This window comes from Pseudomonas sp. C32 (genome assembly GCF_030417915.1).
GTDB lineage: Bacteria > Pseudomonadota > Gammaproteobacteria > Pseudomonadales > Pseudomonadaceae > Aquipseudomonas.
The window spans coordinates 223,366-247,188 of the sequence record NZ_JAUHUK010000005.1 but is presented as its reverse complement, the minus strand read 5'-3'; the positions used below and the strand labels follow the sequence as shown (position 1 = coordinate 247,188).

29 protein-coding genes are annotated in these 23,823 nt (G+C 60.3%); 18 read left to right on the top strand and 11 right to left on the bottom strand.

Annotated elements, in window-relative coordinates; translation table 11 throughout:
- The 4 genes from QYH43_RS08230 to pilG form a co-directional block, all read right to left on the bottom strand.
- Positions 1-2,034, bottom strand: a complete 2,034-nt coding sequence (locus tag QYH43_RS08230; protein ID WP_256580309.1) for a methyl-accepting chemotaxis protein — start codon at positions 2,032-2,034, stop codon at positions 1-3.
- Between the two features lie 165 nt (positions 2,035-2,199).
- On the bottom strand, positions 2,200-2,739 hold the full coding sequence (locus QYH43_RS08225; protein ID WP_301156853.1) for a chemotaxis protein CheW: 540 nt from the start codon (positions 2,737-2,739) through the stop codon (positions 2,200-2,202).
- 10 nt (positions 2,740-2,749) lie between these two features.
- Positions 2,750-3,115, bottom strand: a complete 366-nt coding sequence (gene pilH, locus QYH43_RS08220) for a twitching motility response regulator PilH (RefSeq protein ID WP_027926574.1) — start codon at positions 3,113-3,115, stop codon at positions 2,750-2,752.
- Between the two features lie 57 nt (positions 3,116-3,172).
- Positions 3,173-3,577, bottom strand: coding sequence for a twitching motility response regulator PilG (pilG, locus tag QYH43_RS08215; RefSeq protein ID WP_095057409.1), 405 nt, complete (start codon positions 3,575-3,577; stop codon positions 3,173-3,175).
- Between the two features lie 359 nt (positions 3,578-3,936).
- Between pilG and gshB the strand changes: the two genes are divergently transcribed.
- From gshB to QYH43_RS08180, 7 genes are all read left to right on the top strand, one after another.
- Positions 3,937-4,890 carry a glutathione synthase gene (gshB, locus tag QYH43_RS08210; protein WP_095057408.1) on the top strand — a complete coding sequence of 318 codons (954 nt, stop codon included), beginning with the start codon at positions 3,937-3,939 and terminating at the stop codon, positions 4,888-4,890.
- A gap of 77 nt (positions 4,891-4,967) precedes the next feature.
- Entirely contained in the window at positions 4,968-5,867 is a 900-nt protein-coding gene (locus tag QYH43_RS08205; protein ID WP_095057407.1) for an energy transducer TonB, read from the top strand.
- Between the two features lie 182 nt (positions 5,868-6,049).
- Positions 6,050-6,622: a YqgE/AlgH family protein gene (locus tag QYH43_RS08200; protein WP_095057406.1), complete on the top strand. Its 573-nt coding sequence runs from the start codon at positions 6,050-6,052 to the stop codon at positions 6,620-6,622.
- A complete protein-coding gene (gene ruvX / locus QYH43_RS08195) occupies positions 6,622-7,059 on the top strand; it encodes a Holliday junction resolvase RuvX (RefSeq protein WP_095057405.1) in 438 nt (145 codons plus the stop codon). The genes QYH43_RS08200 and ruvX overlap by 1 nt, the downstream gene beginning before the upstream one ends.
- An 82-nt stretch (positions 7,060-7,141) precedes the next feature.
- On the top strand, positions 7,142-7,645 hold the full coding sequence (pyrR, locus tag QYH43_RS08190) for a bifunctional pyr operon transcriptional regulator/uracil phosphoribosyltransferase PyrR (RefSeq protein WP_095057404.1): 504 nt from the start codon (positions 7,142-7,144) through the stop codon (positions 7,643-7,645).
- Between the two features lie 27 nt (positions 7,646-7,672).
- Positions 7,673-8,677 carry an aspartate carbamoyltransferase catalytic subunit gene (locus QYH43_RS08185; protein ID WP_007897943.1) on the top strand — a complete coding sequence of 335 codons (1,005 nt, stop codon included), beginning with the start codon at positions 7,673-7,675 and terminating at the stop codon, positions 8,675-8,677.
- Positions 8,674-9,945 carry a dihydroorotase gene (locus QYH43_RS08180; RefSeq protein ID WP_095057403.1) on the top strand — a complete coding sequence of 424 codons (1,272 nt, stop codon included), beginning with the start codon at positions 8,674-8,676 and terminating at the stop codon, positions 9,943-9,945. The genes QYH43_RS08185 and QYH43_RS08180 overlap by 4 nt, the downstream gene beginning before the upstream one ends.
- 97 nt (positions 9,946-10,042) lie before the next feature.
- Here QYH43_RS08180 and QYH43_RS08175 read toward each other — a convergent pair whose 3' ends face one another.
- On the bottom strand, positions 10,043-10,471 hold the full coding sequence (locus QYH43_RS08175; RefSeq protein WP_095057402.1) for a TM2 domain-containing protein: 429 nt from the start codon (positions 10,469-10,471) through the stop codon (positions 10,043-10,045).
- Positions 10,472-10,721: 250 nt separating this feature from the next.
- Between QYH43_RS08175 and QYH43_RS08170 the strand changes: the two genes are divergently transcribed.
- Positions 10,722-11,339: a C40 family peptidase gene (locus tag QYH43_RS08170; protein ID WP_095057401.1), complete on the top strand. Its 618-nt coding sequence runs from the start codon at positions 10,722-10,724 to the stop codon at positions 11,337-11,339.
- A 139-nt stretch (positions 11,340-11,478) separates the two neighbouring features.
- Here QYH43_RS08170 and QYH43_RS08165 read toward each other — a convergent pair whose 3' ends face one another.
- Positions 11,479-12,513, bottom strand: coding sequence for a type IV pilus twitching motility protein PilT (locus tag QYH43_RS08165; RefSeq protein ID WP_301156852.1), 1,035 nt, complete (start codon positions 12,511-12,513; stop codon positions 11,479-11,481).
- A 56-nt stretch (positions 12,514-12,569) separates the two neighbouring features.
- On the opposite strand from QYH43_RS08165, the gene QYH43_RS08160 reads away from it, so the two are divergent.
- The 9 genes from QYH43_RS08160 to QYH43_RS08120 all read left to right on the top strand — a co-directional run bounded on the left by QYH43_RS08160 (position 12,570) and on the right by QYH43_RS08120 (position 19,261).
- Positions 12,570-13,268: a YggS family pyridoxal phosphate-dependent enzyme gene (locus QYH43_RS08160; RefSeq protein WP_301156851.1), complete on the top strand. Its 699-nt coding sequence runs from the start codon at positions 12,570-12,572 to the stop codon at positions 13,266-13,268.
- Positions 13,269-13,289: 21 nt separating this feature from the next.
- On the top strand, positions 13,290-14,108 hold the full coding sequence (gene proC, locus QYH43_RS08155) for a pyrroline-5-carboxylate reductase (protein WP_301156850.1): 819 nt from the start codon (positions 13,290-13,292) through the stop codon (positions 14,106-14,108).
- Between the two features lie 10 nt (positions 14,109-14,118).
- A complete protein-coding gene (locus tag QYH43_RS08150; protein WP_095057397.1) occupies positions 14,119-14,709 on the top strand; it encodes a YggT family protein in 591 nt (196 codons plus the stop codon).
- Positions 14,710-14,891: 182 nt separating this feature from the next.
- Positions 14,892-16,031, top strand: coding sequence for a homoserine O-acetyltransferase (locus QYH43_RS08145; protein ID WP_301156849.1), 1,140 nt, complete (start codon positions 14,892-14,894; stop codon positions 16,029-16,031).
- Positions 16,032-16,038: 7 nt separating this feature from the next.
- Positions 16,039-16,659: a methionine biosynthesis protein MetW gene (gene metW / locus QYH43_RS08140; protein WP_095057395.1), complete on the top strand. Its 621-nt coding sequence runs from the start codon at positions 16,039-16,041 to the stop codon at positions 16,657-16,659.
- A 26-nt stretch (positions 16,660-16,685) separates the two neighbouring features.
- Positions 16,686-17,120: a DUF4426 domain-containing protein gene (locus QYH43_RS08135; RefSeq protein ID WP_301156848.1), complete on the top strand. Its 435-nt coding sequence runs from the start codon at positions 16,686-16,688 to the stop codon at positions 17,118-17,120.
- Positions 17,117-17,713, top strand: coding sequence for an RdgB/HAM1 family non-canonical purine NTP pyrophosphatase (gene rdgB, locus QYH43_RS08130; protein ID WP_095057393.1), 597 nt, complete (start codon positions 17,117-17,119; stop codon positions 17,711-17,713). The genes QYH43_RS08135 and rdgB overlap by 4 nt, the downstream gene beginning before the upstream one ends.
- Positions 17,710-18,915, top strand: a complete 1,206-nt coding sequence (hemW, locus tag QYH43_RS08125; protein WP_301156847.1) for a radical SAM family heme chaperone HemW — start codon at positions 17,710-17,712, stop codon at positions 18,913-18,915. Before rdgB ends, hemW begins: the two co-directional genes overlap by 4 nt.
- Positions 18,916-18,937: 22 nt before the next feature.
- Positions 18,938-19,261 (top strand): DUF3392 domain-containing protein, encoded by a 324-nt coding sequence (locus QYH43_RS08120; protein WP_095057391.1) that lies wholly within the window; start codon positions 18,938-18,940, stop codon positions 19,259-19,261.
- A 478-nt stretch (positions 19,262-19,739) separates the two neighbouring features.
- Here QYH43_RS08120 and trmB read toward each other — a convergent pair whose 3' ends face one another.
- The 4 genes from trmB to QYH43_RS08100 form a co-directional block, all read right to left on the bottom strand.
- Positions 19,740-20,465: a tRNA (guanosine(46)-N7)-methyltransferase TrmB gene (gene trmB, locus QYH43_RS08115; protein WP_301156846.1), complete on the bottom strand. Its 726-nt coding sequence runs from the start codon at positions 20,463-20,465 to the stop codon at positions 19,740-19,742.
- A gap of 9 nt (positions 20,466-20,474) precedes the next feature.
- Positions 20,475-21,269: a thiazole synthase gene (locus QYH43_RS08110; RefSeq protein ID WP_095057389.1), complete on the bottom strand. Its 795-nt coding sequence runs from the start codon at positions 21,267-21,269 to the stop codon at positions 20,475-20,477.
- 60 nt (positions 21,270-21,329) lie between these two features.
- The gene (thiS, locus tag QYH43_RS08105; protein ID WP_162184594.1) at positions 21,330-21,530 is read right to left on the bottom strand and encodes a sulfur carrier protein ThiS; all 201 of its coding nucleotides are present in this window, start codon (positions 21,528-21,530) and stop codon (positions 21,330-21,332) included.
- A gap of 71 nt (positions 21,531-21,601) precedes the next feature.
- A complete protein-coding gene (locus tag QYH43_RS08100) occupies positions 21,602-21,982 on the bottom strand; it encodes a DUF423 domain-containing protein (RefSeq protein ID WP_095057388.1) in 381 nt (126 codons plus the stop codon).
- 74 nt (positions 21,983-22,056) lie between these two features.
- Between QYH43_RS08100 and mtgA the strand changes: the two genes are divergently transcribed.
- Positions 22,057-22,779, top strand: coding sequence for a monofunctional biosynthetic peptidoglycan transglycosylase (gene mtgA / locus QYH43_RS08095; RefSeq protein ID WP_095057387.1), 723 nt, complete (start codon positions 22,057-22,059; stop codon positions 22,777-22,779).
- 135 nt (positions 22,780-22,914) lie between these two features.
- Here mtgA and rpoH read toward each other — a convergent pair whose 3' ends face one another.
- Positions 22,915-23,769 (bottom strand): RNA polymerase sigma factor RpoH, encoded by an 855-nt coding sequence (rpoH, locus tag QYH43_RS08090; protein ID WP_056853991.1) that lies wholly within the window; start codon positions 23,767-23,769, stop codon positions 22,915-22,917.
- Between the last annotated feature and the right edge of the window lie 54 nt (positions 23,770-23,823).

Genomic DNA, 23,823 nt, shown 5'->3' with positions numbered 1-23,823 from the left:
TCAAGCTTTATCCACAACCTGCGCCTTGGCCGCCGGCAAGGTGAAGCCGGACACCGACCGGCGTAACTGACTGGCCATTTTCGCCAGGTTGCCGATGCTCTCGGCCGTGGCGGAGGAGCCAGACGACGTCTGTGTGGTGATCTGCTGGATCACGTTCATCGTCAGGGAAATCTGCCCGGCCGACGTTGTCTGCTGCTGTGCGGCATTGGAAATGCTCTGGATCAGCGCCGCCAGGGTCTTGGAGACGCCTTCGATTTCTTCCAGGGCCACCCCGGCATCCTGCGCCAGACGCGCGCCGCGCACCACCTCGGTGGTGGTCTGTTCCATGGAGATGACCGCTTCGTTGGTGTCGGTCTGGATCGCCCGCACCAGAGTTTCGATCTGCCGGGTAGCGGCTGACGAGCGTTCGGCCAGACGTTGCACTTCATCGGCGACCACGGCAAAACCGCGCCCGGCATCGCCCGCCATGGAAGCCTGGATCGCGGCGTTGAGCGCGAGGATGTTGGTCTGATCGGCAATGTCATCGATCAGGCTGACAATGTCGCCGATTTCCTGAGAGGACTCACCCAGACGCTTGATGCGCTTGGCGGTGTCCTGAATCTGCTCGCGAATGTTGTCCATGCCGTGGATGGTGTTGTGCACCACCTCGTTGCCCTTGTTGGCGATTTCCACGGAGCGCTCGGCCACCGCCGAGGATTCAGCGGCGTTGGCCGACACCTGGTCGATGGATTCGGCCATGTCGTTGATCGCCGTGGACGCTTCGGAAATCTGCTGGGCCTGATGCTCCGAGGCCTGGGCCAGGTGCATGGCGGTGGCCTGGGTTTCCTGCACGGCAGCGGCGACCTGGCCAGCGGTGAGGTTGATGGTCGCCACCAGATCGCGCAATTGGTCCACGGAGTAATTGATCGAGTCGGCAATGGTGCCGGTGAAGTCTTCCGTCACCGAAGCCGTTACCGTCAGGTCGCCATCGGCCAGGTCTTCGATTTCATCGAGCAGGCGCATGATCGCGTTCTGGTTACGCTCGTTTTTCTCGGCGGTTTCGCGCAGTTGGCGATTGGTTTCACGGACCATCACCAGACCGATGAGGATGATCGACATCAGCGCCGCCAAGCCCAGCACATAGCCGCCGATGGTATGGGTGTCGCGTCCGCCGGCGAAGTTTTCGAAACCACCGGCCAGCTGCGAGGCTTCGTCGAGCAGGGTTTGCGACAGGCTGAAAATATTGGTCGCCGACTCTCGGACCTTGAACAGCTCCGGCGAAGTTTCGAGGATTTCATCCACCGACCCCGAGACGAATTCGAACAGCTCGGAAATCTCCTGGAGCCGCGCACGGGCATCGCGGTCTTCCACCTGGCTGACCTTGAGCGCCGGGTCGCCCTGGAGCATGCCGTTGAGCACTTTGCCGAACTGCGCCGCATCACGGCCGAAGACGTCGGCGGCCTGTTGCGAGTTTTCGTCGCCGGACAACACGGTGTTCACCGCACCCAGAATCCGCTCGGCCAGCAACGACTGACGCTGGGCCATCGCCACCTGCGCGGCGGGCGCACCTCGTTGCAAAAGGGTCTCGACGACTTTTTCGTACTCGACCTGCAACTGCGGCACGGTTTCGGCCAGTGTCGCAGCGACTTGATGCAGCGACAGCACGGTCTGTTCGCTGGAGAGAATGGCGTCGGTGTTTTTCAGCAGGCGATCCCAGTCCTGCTGCACGGCCCGCATTTCAGGGCGCACGGCGGACGGTGCCGGAGGCAGGCCGGTGGACGGGTCACCCTTCTTCAGATAACCCCAGCGCAAGGCGAAATCGTTGCGCGCGTCGCTAAGCAATTTGAATGCAGCGGCCTTGCCGGCGGCAGCCTCGGTGGCATTCTTGGCGATGCGCTGGGACAGCACGCGCAGCTCGCCGGCGTGGCCGATGTACTGTTTATCGTAGGTGGCCTGGGTGTTGAGGTACGCGAAGTTGGCGAACAGCAGCATGATGAAGATGATCAGCGCGATGAACAGCACGATAATCTGCGACCGGCTGCGCGACCCTTCCATTGGCTTGCCTGCTTTTGCTTTTGTCATCGGTACTCGCCTGTTAACCCACACTTGCGCAGCTTGCCGAAATCCCTGTAGGAGCGAGCTTGCTCGCGATGGATGTCAGCCACATGGGTGTCGACTGATCCACCATCGCGAGCAAGCTCGCTCCTACAAGGGTCGCAGTTACAACGCGACGTTCATGAACCCTTGGGACTGCGCCAACGCAAACGGGCTGAACACCTGCCAGCACTGCTCACGCTGAAAACGTCCTTTGACGAACGTCGACATCGGCCCCCGCAAATCATCTGCCGACACCGGCTCCAGGCTGTCCTGGGCAAAGTGCTGGAGGCCGAAGACCTCATCGACCATCAGCCCGGCAAACACATCCCCGTGCTCGACCACCAACACCCGCCGTTGCCTGCGCGCCGCCGACTGCTCATGCCCGAAGAAGCCCCCCAGATCCATGATCGGCAGCAAGCGTCCGCGCAAATTGGCGACACCCTTGACCCAGGGTTTGACCCCCGGCAGCTGAGTGAAGCGTGGTTCGTGCAGCACCTCGCAGACTTCACTCATGGGCGCCACGTACCAGTGCTCGCCCAGGCGAAAACCGATGCCGCTCCAACTGTCCCGTCGAGTCGGCTGGGACGGCAAGTCCGCCGCCAGCAAACGACAGCGCTGGTCGATCTGCAGCAGCAGCTCGAAAGCCGTCAGCGATTCGTTCATGGGCGACCGATCAACCGGCCAGCACGTTGTTCAGGGTCTTGATCAGGGTTTCTTCATCGACTGGCTTGGTCAGGTAGTCCTTGGCGCCCTGGCGCGTACCCCAGACCTTGTCGGTTTCCTGATCCTTGGTGGTGATGATGATCACCGGGATGTGCCCGGTGTCCGGGTCTTTGGTCAGCTGACGGGTCGCCTGGAAACCATTGAGGCCGGGCATGACGATGTCCATCAGGACCGCGTCGGGCTTTTCCTGACGGGCCAGCGCAACGCCGTCGGCACCGTTTTCGGCTTTCAACACTTCATGACCGTGCTTTTCCAGCATGCCGGTCAGTTTGTACATTTCGGTCGGCGAATCATCGACGATCAGAATACGTGCCATGGTCTTCCCCATTTTTGTCGACGCCAGACCCGTTGGCCGAGCATCACTGTGCGTGTCCTACTGCGGCAATACAGCGGCGAACCCCGGCACATGGGCCTGGATCGCATCAAGCAATTCTTCCTTGCTGAACGGCTTGGTCAAAAACTGATCGGAGCCGACGATGCGCCCCTTGGCCTTGTCGAACAGCCCGTCCTTGGACGACAGCATAATCACTGGCGTGGACTTGAACGCGCTGTTGTTCTTGATCAGGGCGCAGGTCTGGTAGCCATCCAGGCGCGGCATCATGATGTCGACAAAGATGATGCCGGGGTGGTTATCGACAATCTTGGCCAGGGCATCGAAACCGTCGATGGCCGTGATGACCTCACAACCCACATTCTTGAGCAACGTTTCGGCGGTGCGGCGAATCGTCTTCGAATCGTCGATCACCATGACCTTCAAGGCGCTGGTTTGCTGTTCCATAAAATGCTCTACCGTCGCCTTTGCGAAACAAATTGTCCGTTTGCCGGCTAACGCGGCTCGAAGCCCTTGATACTCAAGGGCCAGTACCACTCGGCAGTCTTTTTAGCACAGTCTCCAGTACCAATCTATCGGCCGACCCTCAAGGTGGTTTTTCCTTGACCGGGAACACACTCAGCGCCACTCTGACGCCACTTTTATACGGCACTGCTTCTATTAACTGTAGGAGCGGGCATGCTCGCGATTGACGTCAACGATGACGCGCGAAACCTGACACCCCGCGGTGTTCTTGGGTTCATCGCGAGCATGCTCGCTTCTACAGAAAAGCGGTTCTCGCTCCCCCAAATTTCGAGGAAAACCCAATGAGCGTTCGCGTCGGGATTGTCATGGACCCTATCGCCAGCATCTCCTATAAAAAGGATAGCTCGCTGGCCATGCTGCTGGCCGCGCAGAAGCGTGGCTGGGAACTGTTCTATATGGAGCAGCGCGACCTGTACCAGGCCGAAGGCCAGGCCCGGGCGCGGATGCGGCCGTTGCAGGTGTTCGCCAACCCGGAAAAATGGTTCGAACTGGGCGCCGAAAGCGATGCGTTGCTGAGCGATCTGGACGTGATCCTGATGCGCAAGGATCCGCCGTTCGACATGGAGTTCGTCTACTCCACCTATCTGCTGGAGCAGGCCGAGCGCGCCGGCGTGCTGGTGGTCAACAAGCCGCAAAGCCTGCGTGACTGCAACGAAAAGCTGTTCGCTACGCTGTTCCCGCAGTGCACGCCGCCGACCGTGGTCAGCCGCCGTGCCGACGTGCTGCGTGAATTCGCCGCCAAACACGGCGATGTGATCCTCAAGCCGCTGGACGGCATGGGCGGCACGTCGATCTTCCGTCATCGCGCTGGCGACCCGAACCTCTCGGTGATCCTCGAAACCCTGACCGCCCTCGGCGCCCAGCAGATCATGGGCCAGGCCTACCTGCCGGCGATCAAGGACGGCGACAAACGCATCCTGATGATCGACGGCGAGCCGGTGGACTACTGCCTGGCACGCATTCCCGCGGCAGGCGAAACCCGTGGCAACCTGGCGGCCGGTGGCCGTGGCGAAGCGCGTCCACTAACCGACAAGGATCGCTGGATCGCCGCACAAGTCGGCCCGACCCTGCGTGAAAAAGGCCTGCTGTTCGTTGGTCTGGACGTGATCGGCGAGCACCTGACTGAAATCAACGTCACCAGCCCGACGTGCATTCGCGAGATCGACAACGCGTTTGGCACCGACATCGGCGGCATGCTTATGGATGCCATCGATCAGAAGCTCAAAGCGCGTTGATATAGAACAGCCGATGAAGAACCCACATTGCGTTATCATGCCCGGCCTGTGAAAAACGCGATGTTGGTTTCCTTGTCATGACACTCCCGTCCGATCTGCCCGCAGAACTCGCCCACCGTGGCGTGCGCCCGGCCGATCGCCTCGGTTTTACCCTGTTTCTCGCGGCGCTGATCCACTTGGCGCTGTTGCTGGGCGTCGGGTTTGCAGTGGTCGAGCCCAAGCAGATCAGCAAAACCCTGGAAATCACCCTCGCCACGTTCAAAAGCGAAAAAAAGCCTGAAAAAGCCGATTTCCTCGCCCAGGAAAATCAGCAAGGCAGCGGCACGCTGGATAAAAAGGCGATTCCCAAGACCACCGAGGTCGCGCCCTTCCAGGACAACAAAGTACAGAAGGTCACGCCACCACCGGCCGCCAAGCCAGAAGTGCAGCAAGCGCCGCCAAAGGCTGCCGTGACCACCATCGCGCCAAAACCTAAAAAAGCCCCCGCCAAGACCGAAGAGCCCAAGACCGAAGCCAAACCCATGGTCCAGGCGCCGACGTTCGACAGCGAGCAGTTGTCCAGCGACATCGCCAGCCTCGAAGCGGAACTGGCGGCCGAACAACAGCTGTACGCCAAGCGCCCGCGCATCCACCGCCTGAGCGCCGCCTCGACCATGCGCGACAAGGGCGCCTGGTACAAAGACGAATGGCGCAAGAAGGTCGAGCGTATCGGCAACCTCAATTACCCCGACGAAGCACGGCGCAAACAGATCTACGGCAACCTGCGCCTGATGGTTTCGATCAACCGCGACGGCTCGTTGTATGAAGTGCTGGTACTGGAATCTTCCGGGCAACCGCTGCTGGATCAGGCGGCCCAGCGGATTGTGCGACTGGCGGCGCCTTTTGCACCGTTTACCGGCGACCTGTCGGACATCGACCGCCTGGAAATCATCCGCACCTGGAAGTTTGCCCGCGGCGATCGACTCTCCAGCAACTGACGGGCCTATGACCTGTAGGAGCCGGCTTGCTGGCGATGGCGTCCTTGAAATCGCATTCGCCAGCAAGCCGGCTCCTGCAGGACCGCGTTACACCCGTTTGACCATGCGAACCAGCGACCAATCTCAAGCAAACATCACTCCCCAGCTTGTCAGTTCGCCCCTCGAACGCCACACTAGCGCTCATGAAAAACGTCAGCCCCAGCTACCTCAAGCATCAATTCCTGATCGCCATGCCACACATGGCCGACCCGAACTTTGCGCACACCTTGACCTATATCGTCGAGCACTCGGCCAATGGTGCCATGGGGCTGGTGATCAACCGTCCGCAAGACCTGAGCCTGGCCGATATTCTTGAGCAATTGCGCCCGGATATCGAGCCGCCAGCGCTCTGCCAGCATGTGCCGATCTTCATCGGTGGCCCAGTGCAAACCGATCGCGGTTTTGTGCTGCACCCTAAAGGTCTGAGCTTCCAGGCAACCGTTGATCTGGAGGACGAATTGTCCCTGTCGACCTCTCAGGACGTATTGTTCGCCATCGCTGACGGTGTCGGTCCGGCAAAAAGCTTGATTGCCCTCGGTTATGCGGGCTGGGAAGCCGGTCAACTGGAGGCCGAACTGGCCCAGAACGCCTGGCTGAATTGCCCCTTCGACGCCGACATCCTGTTCAATACCAGCAGCGAAATGCGCCTGGAAGCGGCCGCCAAACACCTGGGCGTCAATCTCAGCCTGCTCACCAGCCAGGCGGGGCACGCCTGATGGCCCTGCGGCTGATTCTCGGATTTGACTACGGCACCAAACAGATCGGCGTTGCGGTCGGCCAGGTGATCACCGGCCAGGCCCGTGAGCTGTGCACCTTGAAAGCGCAGAACGGCATTCCTGACTGGAACCAGGTCGAGGCCCTCATTAAAGAGTGGAAACCCGATGCCGTGGTGGTTGGCCTGCCATTGAACATGGACGGCACACCGAGCGACATGTGCCTGCGAGCCGAAAAGTTCGCCCGCCGTTTGAACGGCCGTTTCAACCTGCCCTTCTACACCCACGATGAACGCCTGACGACCTTTGAAGCCAAAGGCGAGCGACGTGATCGCGGCGGACAAAAGGGCAGCTACCGCGACAACCCGGTCGACGCCATCGCCGCCGCCCTGCTGCTGCAAGGCTGGCTCGACGCAAACACTGCATTGTTCGAATCCTGACGAGTCGTTTACACGCCTCTCTTAGCTACAACCCGAGCCTGCCGTTGAAGCAGCACCGGCTCGGGCCCAAGAAGGAGCAACCATGAGCCTGCCCAATCCCGCCGAACTGATCAGCCAGATGGCCACGCGTCTAAAGGCCCATCTGGAACACCGTGCTATCAGCGAACCGCGCTACATCGGCATTCGTACCGGCGGCGTCTGGGTCGCCCAGGCCTTGCTCAAGGAACTGGGCAGCGACGAGCCCCTCGGCACCCTGGATGTTTCCTTCTATCGCGACGACTTCAGCCAGAACGGCCTGCACCCGCAAGTGCGCCCTTCGGCGCTACCGTTCGAAATCGAAGGCCAGCACCTGGTGCTGATCGATGACGTGCTGATGAGCGGCCGGACCGTCCGCGCCGCCCTGAATGAATTGTTCGACTACGGCCGTCCGGCCAGCGTGACGCTGGTGTGCCTGCTAGACCTGGACGCCGGCGAACTGCCGATCCGTCCGAACGTAGTCGGTGCGACCCTGTCGCTGGCCGCCCACGAGCGCGTGAAGCTGTCCGGTCCGGAGCTTGCGCTCGAACTGCAAGACCTCGCCCTTTAATTCGCCCTATTGAGAGTCCCCCTCGCGATGACGCCTCTAGAAACCAAGCGCCCGCTGCAGCTCAATGATCAGGGCCAGCTGCGTCACTTCCTCTCGCTCGACGGTTTGCGCCGCGAGTTGCTGACGGAAATCCTCGACACTGCCGACTCCTTCCTCGAAGTGGGCGCACGGGCTGTGAAAAAAGTCCCGTTGTTGCGCGGCAAGACCGTGTGCAACGTGTTCTTCGAGAACTCGACCCGCACCCGCACCACCTTCGAACTGGCGGCCCAGCGCCTGTCGGCAGACGTGATTACCCTGAACGTGTCGACATCGTCGGCAAGCAAGGGGGAAACCCTGCTCGATACCCTGCGCAATCTTGAAGCCATGGCTGCCGACATGTTCGTTGTGCGCCACGGTGACTCCGGCGCCGCGCACTTCATCGCCGAGCATGTGTGCCCGCAAGTGGCAATCATCAACGGTGGTGACGGCCGTCACGCGCACCCGACCCAGGGCATGCTCGACATGCTCACCATTCGCCGGCACAAGGGTGGTTTTGAAAACCTCTCGGTGGCCATCGTCGGTGACATCCTGCACTCGCGGGTCGCACGCTCGAACATGCTGGCGCTGAAAACCCTCGGCTGCCCGGACATTCGCGTGATTGCACCGAAAACCCTGCTGCCGATCGGCATCGAGCAATACGGTGTGAAGGTTTACACCGACATGACCGAAGGCCTGAAAGACGTCGACGTGGTGATCATGCTGCGCTTGCAGCGTGAGCGCATGACCGGTGGCCTGTTGCCGAGCGAAGGTGAGTTCTACCGCCTGTTCGGCCTGACCACCGCGCGCCTGGCCGGGGCCAAACCCGATTGCATCGTCATGCACCCGGGGCCGATCAACCGCGGCGTGGAAATTGAGTCGGCGGTGGCCGACGGTCCGCACTCGGTGATCCTCAACCAGGTCACCTACGGCATCGCGATTCGTATGGCCGTGCTGTCGATGGCCATGAGCGGGCAGACTGCGCAACGTCAATTCGAGCAGGAGAACGCCCAGTGAAGCTCAGCATTCTCGGCGCACGCGTCATCGATCCAAGCAGCGGCCTGGATCAAGTGACCGACATTCATATCGAAGCCTGCAAGATCGTCGCCCTTGGCGCCGCACCGGCCGGTTTTGTCGCCGTCGACACCCTCGACGCCCAAGGCCTGGTGGCCGCGCCTGGCCTGGTCGACCTCAACGTCGCCCTGCGCGAGCCGGGTTACAGCCGTAAAGGCTCGATCGTCAGCGAAACCCGCGCCGCCGCGGCCGGTGGCGTTACCAGCCTGTGCTGCCCGCCAAAAACCAAACCGGTGCTGGACACCTCGGCCGTGGCCGAACTGATCCTCGACCGCGCCCGCGAGGCCGGCAACACCAAAGTCTTCCCGATCGGCGCCCTGAGCAAAGGCCTGGACGGCGAACAGCTGGCAGAACTGGTCGCCCTGCGCGATGCCGGTTGCGTGGCCTTCGGCAATGGTCTGGAGAGTTTCCGCAACACCCGCACCCTGTGCCGGGCGCTGGAGTACGCGGCTACCTTCGACCTGACGGTGATTTTCAACTCCCAGGATCACGACCTCGCCGAAGGCGGACTGGCCCACGAAGGCCCGACTGCCAGTTTCCTTGGCCTGCCGGGCATTCCGGAAAGCGCCGAAACCGTGGCTCTGGCCCGAGACCTGCTTCTGGTCGAGCAAAGTGGCGTGCGCGCGCACTTCAGCCAGCTCACCAGCGCCCGTGGCGTGGAACTGATTGCCCAGGCTCAGGCTCGCGGCCTGAACGTCACGGCGGACGTGGCGCTGTATCAATTGATCCTGACCGACGAAGCGCTGATCGATTTCAGCAGCCTGTATCACGTCCAGCCGCCGCTGCGCACCCGCGCCGACCGCGATGGCCTGCGTGCTGCGGTGAAGTCGGGAGTGATCTCGGCTATTTCCAGCCACCACCAACCCCACGAGCGTGACGCCAAACTGGCACCGTTCGGCGCGACCGAGCCGGGCATCAGCAGTGTTGAATTGCTGCTGCCCCTGGCGATGACACTGGTGGAAGACGGCTTGCTGGATTTGCCGACGCTGCTGGCACGCCTCAGTGCCGGTCCTGCCGAGGCCTTGCGCCTGCCGGCGGGAAAATTGGCGGTGGGTGGTGCGGCGGATATCGTGCTGTTCGACCCTGCGGCTTCGACCGTCGCGGGTGAAACCTGGCTGTCGAAAGGCGAGAACTGCCCGTTCATTGGCCACAGCCTGCCGGGCGTAGTGCGTTACACCCTGGTGGACGGACGGATCAGCCACCAGGCTTAAGACCGCGTTGCCCCAATCGCTAGCAGGCTAGCTCCCACACAGGATCTGTGAACAACACAAATCACCTGTGGGAGCTAGCCTGCTAGCGATGGCTTACTTAAAAGGCGCCGCGATTCTGGGCGTTACGCACGGAAACCTGATCATTCAGCGTCCAGAAGTCATACAGCACTCCCAAAAAGAACAACCCGCCCGTCACCAGGTACAGCAGCCCGCTGATCCATTTCCCCTGATACATCCGGTGCACACCGAATACGCCGAGAAACGTCAGCAGAATCCACGCCACGTTGTATTCGATCGGCCCTGCGGTAAACCGAAAATCAGCCTCGCGGTCCATTGCCGGAATCAGGAACAGGTCGATGAGCCAGCCAATCCCCAACAATCCAAAGGTGAAGAACCAGATCGTTCCGGTCACCGGCTTGCCGTAATAAAAGCGGTGAGCACCGGTAAAACCGAAAACCCACAGCAAATAACCGATGACTTTGCTGTGCGTATCTTGCTGCTGAACAGTTTGTTGATAGGGGTTCATGGATAACCTCGTTTCACACGATAGATAAATATTCTTGAATTCTTTGTGACTTTTTTACAGGCACCCGACGTATGGCAAATGCTACTGTCATTCCCGCCAAAGCCTTATAGCACCTGACTTCTGTCCGACAATTTCACCCAAATGCCGCTTGATTGGTTCCGTTGACCTCCGGGTTGAATCGACCAACGGCCTCGGAAGGGCAAAAAAAGCTGTTATAAAGTTGCGCGTTCACCTATCCGAGCCTTGCTTAATGCGTTCATTTTTAAAGACATGGCTAACCATTTGCCTTTTGATGCCACTGGCCGCCCACGCCACCAATCGTGAGCAACGTCTTCCAAACGTTAATGGTTACACCCCAAAATCCCACGCTTCTGCCCCTTCCAGCAAAAGCAGTAAATCGGTCAAAACCGCTCCAGAGTTGACCAGCAAAAGCAGCCTGGTGCCACCTATGGCATCCAAGGAAAGCAGCAATGTGCTGAGCCGCGCTGTGAACGTCCTGGGTACGCCGTACCGTTGGGGCGGCAGCAGCCCGAGCAAAGGCTTCGATTGCAGCGGTCTGGTGAAGTACGCGTTCAACGACGCCACCTTTGACCTGCCTCGCACTTCCAATGCCATGGCCAAGGGTCATGGCGAGAAAGTGGATCGCGAAGACCTGAAGCCGGGCGACCTGATTTTCTTCAACATCAAGAGCCGTCGAGTCAATCATGTTGCCATCTACCTGGGCAACGACCGCTTCATCCACGCACCGCGTCGTGGCAAGTCGGTTTCCATCGACACCCTGAAGAAGCCGTACTGGGAAAAGCACTACGTGGTTGCCAAGCGCGTACTGCCAAAAGAACAGAACGCGTTGCGGGTTGTTCAGCGCTGATTAGCCAAGTGCTCGTCTGAAGCCGAACACTTGTGGCGAGGGAGCTTGCTCCCGCTGGAGTGCGCAGCGCTCCCGGATTTTTGGGGCTGCTTCGCAGCCCAGCGGGAGCAAGCTCCCTCGCCACAGGTAGCACTAACCCTCAAAAACCATCCGGTGACCGCGCCTTCTCCCGCGCATGATCTCGACTGATCAACCCTCTGTTCACCAATTCCTTCAAGCTCATATCCAGCGTCTGCATCCCCAACGACCCGCCCGACTGAATCGACGAGAACATCTGTGCCACCTTGTTCTCGCGGATCAAGTTCCTGATTGCCGAAGTCCCCAGCATGATTTCGTGCGCGGCAATGCGCCCGCCGCCAATCTTCTTGATCAGTGTCTGCGACACCACGGCCACCAGCGATTCAGCGAGCATCGAACGCATCATCGCTTTCTCGTCTGGTGCAAACACGTCCACCACCCGGTCGATGGTCTTCGCCGCCGATGTGGTGTGCAACGTGCCGAACACCAGGTGGCCCGTCTCGGCGGCGGTCAATGCCAGGCGAATGGTCTCCAGGTCACGCATCTCCCCCACCAGAATCACATCAGGGTCTTCGCGCAATGCCGAGCGCAGGGCTGCGGCGAAACTGCGGGTGTCGCGATGCACCTCGCGCTGATTGATCAGGCATTTACGCGGTTCGTGCACGAATTCGACGGGATCTTCGATGGTGAGAATGTGGTGATGGCGGTGGGTGTTGAGGTAGTCGATCATCGCCGCCAGCGTGGTCGATTTGCCGGAACCGGTCGGCCCGGTGACCAACACCAGGCCGCGTGGTGCATCGGTCATTTTGCGAAACACTTCGCCCATGCCCAGCTCTTCCATGCTCTGCACTTTCGAGGGAATGGTGCGGAACACCGCGCCCGCACCACGGTTCTGGTGGAACGCATTGACCCGAAAACGCGCCACACCAGGCACTTCGAACGAAAAATCGGTTTCCAGGTGCTTTTCGAAGTCCATCCGCTGGGCGTCGTTCATGATGGCGTGGATCAGCGCCTGGACTTGCTGATGGTCCAGCGCTGGCAGATTGATCCGTCGTACATCGCCATCCACCCGAATCATCGGCGGCAGGCCGGCAGATAAATGCAGATCGGATGCACCCTGTTTGGCGCTGAACGCCAGCAGTTCAGTGATATCCATTGCGCCTCTCAATTCCAGTAGAATGCCGCGAACCTTCAGACCGCTGGCGCCTCTTGATGTCCACCATAGCAGACAACATTCTTCAGGTTAGTTCGCGCATACATGCCGCAACACTTGCTGCCAACCGCGCCGAAAACAGCGTCCAGCTGCTGGCCGTGAGCAAGACCAAACCCGCCGAAGCCCTGCGCGAAGCCTATGCCGCCGGCCTGCGTGACTTTGGTGAGAACTACCTGCAAGAGGCACTGGGCAAGCAGCTTGAACTGGCTGACCTGCCCTTGATCTGGCACTTCATCGGCCCCATTCAATCGAACAAGACTCGCTCCATCGCCGAGCATTTCGACTGGGTGCATTCCGTGGATCGTCTGAAAATCGCACAACGCCTGTCCGAGCAACGCCCTGCCGATTTACCGCCCTTGAACATCTGTATCCAGGTCAATGTCAGCGATGAAGCCAGCAAATCCGGCTGCACGCCGGCCGACCTGCCGGCCCTGGCCCACGCCATCAGCGCCCTGCCGCGTTTGAAGTTACGCGGGTTGATGGCAATTCCCGAGCCGACTGAAGACCGCGCCGAACAGGATGCTGCCTTTGCTGCTGTGCAAAGCCTGCAAGCCAGCCTGAACTTGCCGCTCGACACACTTTCCATGGGCATGAGCCACGATCTCGAGTCGGCCATTGCTCAAGGCGCCACCTGGGTGCGTATTGGTACCGCCCTGTTTGGTGCTCGCGACTATTCACAAATGCATGGTCAACCATGAACTCTCTTTTAAGGACCTGACATGAGCAAGACGCGTATTGCCTTTATCGGTGCCGGCAACATGGCCGCCAGCCTGATCGGCGGCCTGCGGGCCAAGGGTCTGGATGCCGCGCAGATCCGCGCCAGCGATCCGGGTGACGAAACCCGCGCCCGCGTGAGCGCCGAGCACGGCATCGAAACCTTCGCTGACAACGCCCAGGCCATCGAAGGCGCCGACGTGGTCGTGCTGGCGGTCAAACCCCAGGCGATGAAAACCGTCTGCGAAGCCCTTCGCCCAAGCCTCAAGCCCAATCAACTGGTGGTATCGATTGCCGCCGGTATCACTTGCGCCAGCATGAACAACTGGCTCGGCGCCCACCCGATCGTGCGCTGCATGCCCAACACCCCGGCCCTGTTGCGTCAGGGCGTGAGCGGTTTGTTCGCGACCGCCGAAGTGACTGCCGATCAGCGTCAACAGGCTCAAGAGCTGCTGTCCGCAGTCGGCATCGCCCTGTGGCTGGATGAAGAGCAGCAACTGGACGCCGTCACCGCCGTTTCCGGTTCGGGTCCGGCGTACTTCTTCCTGCTGATCGAGGCGATGACCGCTGCCGGCGTAAAACTTGGCCTGCCAGCGGACATCGCAGCGCAACTCACCTTGCAAACTGCCTTGGGCGCCGCGCATATGGCCGTCTCCAGCGACGTCGACGCCGCTGAGTTGCGCCGTCGCGTGACCTCGCCTGCGGGCACCACGGAAGCCGCCATCAAGTCGTTCCAGGCCAACGGTTTCGAATCTCTGGTCGAAAAAGCACTCGGCGCCGCCGCGCACCGCTCGGCCGAGATGGCCGAACAACTGGGCAAATAAGGAGCTTTTCATGATTGGATTGAACACTGCAGCGGTCTACGTGCTGCAAACCCTCGGCAGCCTGTACCTGCTGATCGTGCTGATGCGCTTCGTGCTGCAACTGGTGCGGGCGAACTTCTACAACCCGCTCTGCCAGTTCATCGTTAAGGCTACCCAGCCGCTGCTCAAACCACTGCGCCGGATCATCCCGAGCATGTTCGGCCTGGACATGTCCTCGCTGGTGCTGGCGATTCTGGTGCAACTGGCACTGATGGCCCTGACCCTGCTGCTGACCTACGGCACCACCGGCAACCCGCTGCAACTGCTGATTTGGTCTCTCATCGGCGTGACCGCGCTGTTCCTGAAGATCTTCTTCTTCGCCCTGATCATCAGCGTGATTCTGTCCTGGGTCGCTCCGGGCAGCCATAACCCGGGCGCTGAACTGGTCAACGACCTCTGCGAACCGGCCCTGGCGCCGTTCCGCAAGTTCCTGCCCAACCTGGGCGGGCTGGATCTGTCGCCGATCTTCGCGTTCCTGGCACTCAAGCTGATCGACATGCTGGTAATCAACAACCTTGCTGCCATGACGATGATGCCGGAAATCCTGCGCATTCTGATCTAATCGCGTCATCGTTCATCGCGAGCAGGCTCGCTCCTGCATTGGAATGCGTTCCCCCTGTAGGAGCGAGCTCGCTCGCGATGGCCACACCTCGGTCCTACAGGGAAAATTCAGGCCCGATCGTTGCTTGCCGCTAACCCCAGCGGTCTTTAGACTTACGCCTCATTTCAATGAGAGCAGGGTCGATGCCAGCTGCCTTCCCCCCCGATTCTGTTGGTCTGGTGACGCCGCAAACGGCGCACTTCAGCGACCCCCTGGCCTTGGCCTGCGGTCGCTCGCTTCCAGCCTATGACCTGATCTACGAAACCTACGGCACGCTGAACGCCACGGCGAGCAACGCTGTGCTGATCTGTCACGCCTTGTCCGGCCATCACCACGCTGCCGGTTATCACAGCGTCGACGACCGCAAGCCCGGTTGGTGGGACAGCTGCATCGGCCCCGGCAAACCGATCGATACCAGCAAGTTCTTCGTGGTCAGCCTGAACAACCTCGGAGGCTGCAACGGCTCCACCGGCCCGAGCAGCATCAACCCGGAAACTGGCAAACCGTTCGGCGCCGACTTCCCGGTGTTGACCGTGGAAGACTGGGTGCACAGCCAGGCGCGGCTGGCCGATTTGCTGGGTATCCGCCAATTCGCGGCGGTGATCGGCGGCAGTCTCGGCGGCATGCAGGCGATGCAATGGAGCATCACCTACCCTGAGCGCATCCGTCACTGCCTGGCCATCGCCTCGGCCCCCAAGCTGTCGGCGCAAAACATTGCCTTCAACGAAGTGGCGCGCCAGGCGATTCTCACCGACCCGGAGTTCCACGGCGGCTCGTTCCAGGAACAAGGTGTGATCCCCAAGCGCGGGCTGATGCTGGCGCGGATGGTCGGGCACATCACCTACCTGTCCGACGATTCCATGGGCGAGAAATTCGGTCGCGGCCTGAAAAGCGAGAAGCTCAACTACGACTTCCACAGCGTCGAGTTCCAGGTCGAAAGCTACCTGCGCTATCAGGGCGAAGAGTTTTCCGGGCGTTTCGACGCCAACACTTATCTGTTGATGACCAAGGCCCTGGACTATTTCGATCCGGCGGCCAACTTCGACGATAACCTGGCAAAAACCTTCGAAAACGCCACGGCCAAGTTCTGCGTGATGTCGTTCACCACCGACTGGCGCTTTTCCCCTGCCCGTTCGCGGGAACTGGTGGATGCGCTGATGGCGGCGCGCAAAGACGTGTGCTACCTCGAGATCGATGCGCCGCAAGGCCACGACGCCTTTCTGATTCCGATCCCGCGTTACTTGCAGGCGTTCGGCAATTACATGAACCGCATTACGTTGTGAGATAGCCATGAGAGCTGATCTGGAAATCATCCAGGAATGGATCCCCGCCGGCAGCCGCGTGCTCGACCTCGGTTGCGGCGACGGCGAGCTGCTGACGTGGCTGCGCGACAACAAGCAAGTGACCGGCTACGGCCTGGAAAACGACGCGGACAACATCGCCGAGTGCATAGCCAAGGGCATCAACGTCATCGAGCAGGACCTGGACAAGGGCCTGGGCAACTTCGCCAGCAACAGCTTCGACGTCGTGGTCATGACCCAGGCGCTGCAAGCCGTGCATTACCCGGACAAGATCCTCGACGAAATGCTGCGCGTCGGCCGCCAATGCATCATCACCTTCCCCAATTTCGGCCACTGGCGCTGCCGCTGGTACCTGGCGAGCAAGGGCCGGATGCCGGTTTCCGAATTCCTGCCGTACACCTGGTACAACACGCCGAACATTCACTTCTGCACCTTCGCCGACTTTGAAGCCTTGTGCCGCGAACGTGAAGCGAAGGTCATTGATCGGCTTGCCGTGGATCAACAGCATCGACACGGGTGGGCCAGTAAGCTTTGGCCTAATCTGTTAGGTGAGATCGGTATTTACCGCGTCAGCAGCCCGGGGCTTGCAGACCACAAGGTCGCGGTCTGAACCACCACATTTCGAGGAGAACGATCATGGGTCGTCTAGCGCTGTTTCTACTCACTGCCTGCCTGAGCGTCACCGCCATGGCCGCCGACGCCATCAAGGGCGAGCGCCAGGAAACCTTTGGCGACGTGACGGTGCACTACAACACCTTCAACTCCACGTACCTGACACCCGATATCGCCAAATCGGCTGAACTGATCCGCAGCAAGAACCAGGGTGTGATCAACATTTCGGTCATCAAGGAAGGCAAGCCACTGATGGCCCAGGTCAGTGGCTCGGTCAAAGACCTGACCAGCCAAACCGTGCCTCTGAAGTTCAAGCAGATCACCGAGCAAGGCGCGATCTACTACATCGCGCAATTTCCGGTGGATCAGCAGGAAGTCCGCACCTTCGACATCAAGGTGCAGACCGGTGACAAAATCAACACCATCAATTTCAACCAAGAGCTCTTCCCCGGCCAATGATCAACTTCACGCAACTCGTATTGGCCAGCCATAACGCCGGCAAACTCAAAGAACTCCAGGCCATGCTCGGCGAGTCGGTGCACCTGCGCTCGATCGGCGAGTTCAGCAGCATCGAGCCTGAAGAGACGGGTTTGTCGTTCGTCGAAAACGCCATCCTCAAAGCACGCAATGCCGCACGCATTTCCGGGCTTCCGGCGCTGGCCGACGATTCCGGGCTGGCGGTGGATTTCCTCGGCGGCGCGCCAGGCATCTATTCGGCGCGTTACGCCGACGGCAAGGGCGACGCGGCGAACAACGCCAAACTGCTCGACGTGCTCAAAGACGTGCCTGAAGCTGAACGCGGTGCACAGTTCGTCTGTGTGTTGGCGCTGGTGCGTCACGCCGACGATCCGTTACCGATCCTCTGCGAAGGCCTGTGGCACGGGCACATCCTGACCGCTGCCAGTGGCGAACACGGTTTTGGCTACGACCCGCTGTTCTGGGTGCCGGAGCGCAACTGCTCCAGCGCCGAGTTGAGCCCGGCCGACAAGAACCAGATCAGCCACCGCGCCCGTGCAATGGATCTGCTGCGCCAGCGTCTGGGCCTGAAATGACCCGCGAATCCACCGCGTCGCCGCTGATCTTCGGCGGCGATGCGCAATCGCCTCGGGCCGCCCTGCCCGTGCTGCCCCCTCTCGCGCTGTACATCCACATCCCGTGGTGCGTGCGTAAATGCCCTTATTGCGACTTCAACTCCCACACCGCCAGCCCCGTGCTGCCGGAAGAAGAGTACGTCGATGCACTGCTGGCGGATCTCGATCAGGATCTGCACGCCGTTTATGGCCGCGAGTTGAGTTCGATCTTCTTTGGTGGTGGCACGCCGAGCCTGTTCAGTGCCGAGGCCTTGGGTCGCTTGCTCAAAGGCGTCGAACAGCGCATCCCGTTTGCCAGCGACATCGAAATCACCCTGGAGGCCAATCCGGGAACCTTCGAACAAGACAAGTTTGTGGCCTACCGGAAACTGGGGATCAATCGCCTGTCGATCGGCATCCAGAGCTTTCAGCAGGAAAAACTCCAGGCGCTGGGCCGGATTCACAACGGTGACGAAGCCGTCCGCGCCGCGGGCATGGCACGTCAGGCCGGGTTCGATAACTTCAACCTGGATTTGATGCACGGTTTGCCCGATCAATCCCTGGACGACGCCCTTAATGACCTGCGCACCGCCATCGCCCTGAAACCGACGCACCTGTCGTGGTATCAGCTGACTCTGGAACCGAACACGGTGTTCTGGAACCAGCCGCCGACGCTGCCGGAAGACGATACCTTGTGGGACATTCAGGAGGCGGGCCAAGCGCTGCTGGCCGAACACGGTTACGCGCAATACGAAGTCTCGGCCTATGCCCAACCCGGTCGCCCGGCGCGGCACAACCTCAATTACTGGAGTTTCGGTGACTTCATCGGTATCGGTGCCGGCGCCCACGGCAAGCTCAGCCATCCGGACGGGCGCATCGTCCGCACCTGGAAGACGCGTTTGCCAAAGGATTACCTGAATCCGGCGAAAAGCTTCAAGGCGGGCGAGAAAGCGCTGACCAACGATGAAATGCCGTTCGAATTCCTGATGAACGCGCTACGCCTGACGGAGGGCGTCGAATCGCGGCTCTATCCGGAGCGCACCGGCATGACATTGGAAAGCCTCGCCGAAGCGCGTCGCGAAGCCGAACAAAGCGGCCTGTTGCAGGTCGAACCGTCACGTCTGGCGGCTACCGAGCGCGGACAACTCTTCCTCAACGACTTGTTGCAGAAATTTCTGAGCTGATTTCAGCCTTAAGGGAAAACGAATGGATTTGGTACTCGACCTGCTCGCCACCGTGTCTCGCTGGAGCCGCAGCAATCTCTCGGAAATCGCCCTGGCCCTGGTGGGCTGCCTGCTGGTGCTGTTCGGTGCGGATTTCAAAGGCTGGGTCGAGCAACGCCTGGGCAACATTGCCGGCGCCCTGCGCGTACCGATGATGGCCCTGCTGTGCATGATCGGCAGCGGCGCTGCGCTGATCTATGCCACGCCTTGGGTTGTTCGCGGCCTGAGCCAGTTCAACAACTACAGCCTCGCGCCGGTGTTGCTGGTGGTACTGGTGTTGATTGGCGTAGTTGCTGACCGCCGCTGATATCGGGGCGTACAAAAAACCGTAGGAGCCGGCTTGCTGGCGATGTGGGTCAGCCACCTCAATGTCGACTGACACTCCATCGCCAGCAAGCCGGCTCCTACAGGTTGGACGTGATACGTACTTGCCGTATTCAGCCGGGTTACGGGGACTGGCGTAGTTGCCGACCGCCGCTGATATCGGGGCGCGCAAAAAACCGTAGGAGCCGGCTTGCTGGCGATGTGGGTCAGCCACCTCAACGTTGACTGACACTCCATCGCCAGCAAGCCGGATCCTACAGGTTGGACGTGATACGCACTTGCCGTATTCAGCCGGGTTACGGGTACTGGTGTTGATTGGCGTAGTTGCTGACCGCCGCTGATATCGGGGCGTACAAAAAACCGTAGGAGCCGGCTTGCTGGCGATGCGGGTCAGCCACCTCAACGTTGACTGACACTCCATCGCCAGCAAGCCGGCTCCTACAGGTTTGAAGCGTTACGGCTTACGACAGTTTTTCGAACTTCAAATCCCACACGCCATGCCCAAGACGTTCGCCGCGGCGTTCGAACTTGGTGATCGGGCGCTCGGCCGGGCGGGGCACGCACTTGCCGTCTTCAGCCAGGTTGCTATAACCCGGCGCAACGTTCATCACTTCCAGCATGTACTCGGCGTACGGTTCCCAATCGGTGGCCATGTGCAGAATGCCGCCGACTTTCAACTTGCTGCGCACCAGCTCAGCGAAGGATGCCTGAACGATACGGCGCTTGTGATGACGGCTCTTGTGCCACGGGTCCGGGAAAAACAGCATCAGGCGATCGAGGCTGTTATCGGCCACGCAACGGTTGAGCACTTCGATCGCATCGCAATCGTAGACCCGCAGGTTGGTCAGGCCCTGCGTCAGCACGCCATTGAGCAGTGCGCCGACACCCGGACGGTGCACTTCCACGCCAATGAAGTCCTGGTCTGGCGAAGCCGCGGCCATTTCCAGCAGCGAATGGCCCATGCCGAAACCGATTTCCAGCGAGCGCGGAGCCGAGCGACCGAACACCTGGTCGAAGTCCACCGGCGCATCGGCCAGTGGCAGCACGAACAGCGGCGTGCCCTGCTCCAGGCCCTTTTGCTGGCCTTCGGTCATGCGCCCGGCGCGCATCACGAAACTCTTGATGCGGCGGTGTTGGCGCTCGTCGCCTTCTTCCGTCGGGATTGGCGTGTCGTTCGATTCAGTCATCAATGGCTCTTACTTGATCAGACCATCCAGCGGCGAAGAGGCGCTGGCATAGAGTTTTTTCGGCATACGGCCGGCGAGGTAGGCCATGCGACCTGCAAGGATGGCGTGTTGCATGGCCTGGGCCATCATCACTGGCTGCTGGGCGTGGGCGATGGCCGAGTTCATCAGCACCGCATCACAACCCAATTCCATGGCGATGGTGGCGTCGGACGCGGTACCCACACCGGCATCCACCAGCACCGGAATCTTGGCTTCTTCCAGGATGATCTGCAGGTTGTACGGATTGCAGATGCCCAGACCCGAACCGATCAGACCGGCCAGCGGCATGACCGCGATGCAGCCGATATCCGCCAATTGGCGGGCGATGATCGGGTCATCGCTGGTGTAGACCATCACGTCAAAACCTTCCTTGACCAGCGTTTCGGCGGCTTTGAGGGTTTCGATCACGTTGGGGAACAGGGTTTTCTGATCGGCCAGCACTTCCAGCTTCACCAGATTGTGGCCATCGAGCAGCTCACGGGCCAGACGGCAAGTGCGCACGGCCTCGATAGCGTCGTAGCAACCGGCGGTGTTTGGCAGGAAGGTGTAGCGATCCGGCGACAGCACTTCGAGCAGGTTCGGCTCGCCCTCGATCTGACCGAGGTTGGTGCGGCGCACGGCGAAAGTGACGATCTCGGCACCCGAGGCTTCGATGGCCTGGCGGGTTTCTTCCATGTCACGGTACTTGCCGGTACCGACCAGCAAACGCGACTGGTAAGTACGACCGGCCAGGACGAAAGGCTTGTCGCTACGAACGATGCTCATGGGAAATCCTCTGTAGGGGTGAGGTACTTGCAGAATTCTGTGGCCACTGGGCCGAGGCTGCTAGCCGCCGCCGATGGCGTGCACCACTTCGACGTTGTCGCCGTCGTTCAATGCAGTGTCTGCATGCTGACTGCGCGGGACGATATCCAGATTGAGTTCGACCGCCACCCGGCGACCGGTCAGGTCCAGACGGGTAAGCAGGGCCGCAACGGTTTCACCGTCGGGCAGTTCCAAGGATTCACCGTTCAACTGAATGCGCATGCCGAATGCCGCCATCATTTTTAGGGGCTGGCATTCTAGCCCGATCATGACCTAAAGGTCAGCAACAAGCGTCAAGCGGTCAGCGGCAAGCGCCAGGCGGCCAACCCAAGGCAAAACCAGCCCACCAGGAAGGCCAGGCCACCGAAAGGCGTAATGATCCCGAGCTTGCTGACACCGGTCAGCGTCAACACGTACAGACTGCCGGAGAACAACAAGATACCGATGGCAAACGATGCACCCGCCCACGTCACGAGACGCCCGGGAATCTGCGTGGCCAGTAATGCGACGCCCAACAACGCCAGTGTGTGCACCAACTGGTAGGTGACGCCGGTATGGAAAATCGCCAGGTACTCGGCGCTCAGGCGGTTTTTCAATCCATGGGCGGCAAAGGCCCCAAGACCGACACCGGTGAAACCGAAAAAAGCGGCCAGCATCAAAAAGCCACGCAGCATGAAGAACTCCAGTCAGTCTCGATCAGCAGGGTCTGTATAATGGCCCGCTCAACGGGTTCGGCCAAGCCATCTCTATGCTGCGTATCTATTTCCGTCGTTTCACCAAGGCCGTGCTCTGGTTCATGGGCGGCAGCGTTTTGCTGGTGCTGATTTTTCGGTTCGTGCCTCCACCGGGGACGACGCTGATGGTCGAGCGCAAGATCGAATCCTGGTTCGACGGCGAACCTATCGATCTGCAACGTGACTGGGAACCCTGGGACAAGATCTCCGATGACCTGAAGCTCGCCGTGATTGCGGGCGAAGATCAGAAATTCCCGGAGCATTGGGGTTTCGACTTCGGCGCGATTCAGAAAGCCCTGGCCCACAACGAACTTGGCGGCACCATCCGCGGTGCCAGCACGCTCAGCCAGCAAGTCTCGAAGAATCTGTTCCTGTGGTCCGGCCGCAGCTGGCTGCGCAAAGGCCTGGAAGCCTGGTTCACCGGGCTGATCGAAATTTTCTGGCCCAAGCAGCGGATCCTTGAGGTTTACCTGAACAGTGTCGAATGGGATGACGGCGTGTTTGGCGCCGAAGCGGCAGCCAGGCATCATTTCGGTGTGAGCGCCAAGAACCTCAGCCGTCAACAATCGAGCATGCTCGCTGCCGTATTGCCCAATCCTCGGGTATGGAGTGCCAGCCATCCGACCGGGTACGTGGCGCGGCGGGCCGGCTGGATTCGGCGGCAGATGAGTCAGTTGGGTGGCGACAGCTATCTGGTCGGCCTTAATGATTCGCGCCGGGCGCCTTGGGCGCAGTAAAGATCGCAGCCTTCGGCAGCTCCTACATTGGATCGCGTATTCCTGTAGGAACTGCCGAAGGCTGCGATCTTTTGCCCCTAAAAACAAAACGCCCCGATCAATGATCGGGGCGTTTTTTTATTGCCTGTACCGCGCTTACGCGGCGATCGACACTTTGAGCTTGTTCATCGCGCTCTTCTCAAGCTGACGAATACGCTCGGCCGATACGTTGTACTTCTGCGCCAGGTCATGCAGCGTGGCTTTTTCTTCCGCCAGCCAGCGCTGGTAGAGGATGTCACGGCTGCGGTCGTCCAGCACTTCCAGCGCTTCGTGCAGGTTGTGGTTGGAGTTGTCGCTCCAGTCAGCGTCTTCCAGTTGACGGGCCGGATCATACCGGTGGTCTTCCAGATAGTTGGCCGGCGACTGGAAAGCGCTGTCGTCGTCGGCTTCGGCAGCCGGGTCGAAGGCCATGTCATGGCCGGTCAGGCGACTTTCCATCTCGCGCACTTCCCGAGGCTCCACACCGAGGCTTTCCGCCACACGGTGGACTTCCTCGTTGTTCAGCCACGCCAGACGCTTCTTCTGGCTGCGCAGGTTGAAGAACAACTTGCGCTGGGCCTTGGTGGTCGCGACTTTCACGATGCGCCAGTTGCGCAGGATGAACTCGTGGATTTCAGCCTTGATCCAGTGCACGGCGAACGAAACCAGACGCACACCCATTTCCGGGTTGAAGCGCTTCACAGCCTTCATCAGGCCGACGTTACCTTCCTGGATCAGGTCAGCCTGAGCCAGACCGTAGCCGGAATAGCTACGGGCGATATGTACGACAAACCGCAGGTGGGCGAGCACCATCTGCCGAGCCGCCTCAAGATCCTGCTCATAATAGAGACTCTCGGCCAGTTCACGCTCCTGCTCCGGCGTCAGCAATGGAATGCTGTTGACGGTGTGCACATAGGCCTCCAGGTTCGCACCCGGGACCAGAGCATATGCAGGTTGCAAAGAATTGGTCATACGAAAAAACCTCCGACTTACAAACTCGTGCAGTTCAGCACTGCGAAAATTGAC